At 71.2% G+C, this 2581-nt stretch carries 1 protein-coding gene; it reads right to left on the bottom strand.

The annotated features are described in order from the left end of the window. The coding region (locus JaAD80_RS28140; protein WP_146012581.1) for a CHAT domain-containing protein at positions 1 to 2581 on the bottom strand (2581 nt) is incomplete at both ends.

The raw sequence follows: 2581 nt of genomic DNA on the forward strand, positions 1-2581 counted from the left end.
CCACAGGGCCGCCATCAGCGCGGCGCGCACGGGGGCCGCCGCATCGATGGCGCGGTGCTCGTCCGCATGGCGCTGGCGCGCGTAGTCGATGGCGTCGTGCAGCAGTTCGTCCAGCTTTGGGTGCAGCGCCTGCCAGGCCTGTTCCTCGCCATGGCTTTTCAGCAGCAGGGTGCCGGCCAGCACCTGGAAGACCAGATCGCAGTCGGCCGCGCCGCTGCGGTGGCGCGCCTCGTCCAGCGCTGCCAGGCAGGCATCGCTCATGGCGCGCAGCGCCGGCACGCCCGTTTCCCCGGCCTTGCAGGCGAGGCGGGCCTGCAAGGCCCAGTAGCGGCCCAGCAGGGCCAGGCGCTGCGCCGTCGGCGCCAGCGCCACCAGCAGGTCGATATGCTGTTTCCCGTCCTGCAGCAGCTGCCGTCCCTGCGCCATATCCGGCGCGGCCGGCACTTCAATGCCGGGGCCCGCATCCAGGCCGCACAGGGCCGCGCCCTGGCGTATTTCCAGTTCCGCCAGGTGCGCCAGCGCGCGCAGGGGCACCTTGCCGTCGGCCGCGCTGTGCGCCGCCCGGTAATGCTCGATGGCGCGCAGGGTGTTCTCCAGGCCACCGAGGCCGGCCCGCGTGGCGGCCATGTTTTCGCGGATATCGGCGCAGCCGAAGAAGCGCGTGCGCACGGCGTCCTCGATGCAGCCGAGTTTTTCCCCGATGGCCGCGCGGCGCGCCGCATCGGCGCCGGCCAGGCGCGCGTGCAGGGTTTCCAGGTCGGCCAGCAAGTGGCCGTGGTAGCGGTAGTCGGGCGCCTGCCAGGGCCGGCTCTGCGTGTTCGGGAAGCGGTAGCGGTCATCGCCATATGCCTGGTAGGCGCCCCAGGTGTTCGAGGCGGGAAACTGCAGATAGGCCGCCTCGCGCGCCAGGCGCACGGCGTCGCCGAAATATTCGCCGCTCAGCATGGCGTGGTAGACGCTGTGGGCGAAGATGCTGGCCGCCTGGTCGTCGATGCGCCAGCCGGCCGCGATCACCGCCTGCGAACCCATTTCAATAAAGGCGGTGGCCAGGCTGGCGGCCAGTTTCGACCATGGCGCGATGGCGTCAGGACGCATGTCGCCCAGGTGGCAGCAATTGATGAAGACGAACTGCGGCACCCGTTTCAGCTTGCTCACCTGCGCCGCCGTCAGGCGCGTCTTCGGCCCCAGCACCAGGCCCGTATGGGCGATGCCGGGGCCGGCCACCTCGCCATGGCCGGCCAGGTGGATGGCAAAATAGCGCTCGTCGAACAAATGCACCAGCACGCGCTGGGCCTGCGGGCGCAGCAGTTCGCGCACCTGGTAGCCATACGCGCCGAACATGCGCGCCACGTCCTGCGCCTCGGCCTGGGCGCCAGGCAGCTCGGGCAGGCCGGAATCCGTGTCGCCGATCACCAGCACGCTGTTGCTGGGCGGGCTGGTGGCGGGCGGCTGTTCGCGCAGGCTGGCCAGCTGGCGCACCATGCCGATGCGTGTCGACAGCGGGCTTTCCTCGTTGCCCGCCTCGTCGCGCATCAGTTCCCACGGATAGATGGCGGCGCTTTCATCGACGGCCAGGATCAGGCCGCGCATCTCGGGGATGGCCGCCTTCAGGCCATTGGGCAGCATCAGTTCGTACAGGGCGCGCGACAAGCCCGGCTGGTCGGTGGTGTTGTCGGTGGCGTCCATGATCAGGCCATCGACGGCTTGCCGCTGGTTCGGCTCCTCGTCGACGCTGTTGTGGGCGCGGTCCGTCAGCAAGGTGAAGCGCAGGGCGCCGGAGAGGTCGGCGGCGACGATCTGCACGCGGCGCCAGCCATTGTCGCCGCTCAGGGCGGGCAGGATGCGCCGGTAGCCGCCGGGGCTGTGGCGGATGCGCCGCTCGAAGGTGAAGCTGCCCTGGTAGCGCGCTTCGGCCAGGATCTGCTCGATGGCCACGGCGGCGGCGATGGCGCGCGCCTCCGACTGTTCGTAGATGGCGACGTGGCCGATGCGGCAAGCCATGCCCGCGTCTTCCAGGCGCCGGTTGGCGCTGCGCGCGCCGTCGATCAGGGCGCGCGCGCACAGGGCGATGCTCAAGCCGCCATAGCCGGAACCGGACAGCAGGCTGGCCACGCGCAAGCCGTGTTCGCCCATGGCCGGCGCACCGGGCTTGCCGGCGGCCCGTACCTGCAGGCAGACGCACGCGTATTCCAGCAGGCCGCCGGCAAAGGCGCGCGCCAGTTCGCCCGGCGTCAGTTCGCCCAGCGCGCCCAGGCCGATGACGATGGCGCCGCCTGGCCGCTGCGCCGCATCGGGCTGCAGCACCACCAGGGCCGAATCCGGGCGCTGCGGAAAGCGGCCCAGCGCATGGATTTCCTGCAGCTTGCCGGCCAGCAGGCGGTCGAGAAAGCTCATGCTGCCGCGCAGCGATTCATAGGCATAGCAGCCGCTCATGACGGGCGCGTCGGCCGAGGCCATGCTGCCGTGGATGACGGACATGCTCAGGCGCGCCGCGCGCTGCTCCGGCGCACCGGTGCTGTCGCCGGCGCCGATGGCCGCGTCCAGCAATTCCTGCGGCAGCGGGTACAGCGGCGGCGCGTCC

The sequence above is a fragment of the Janthinobacterium sp. AD80 genome, assembly GCF_002878455.1.
GTDB lineage: Bacteria > Pseudomonadota > Gammaproteobacteria > Burkholderiales > Burkholderiaceae_D > Janthinobacterium.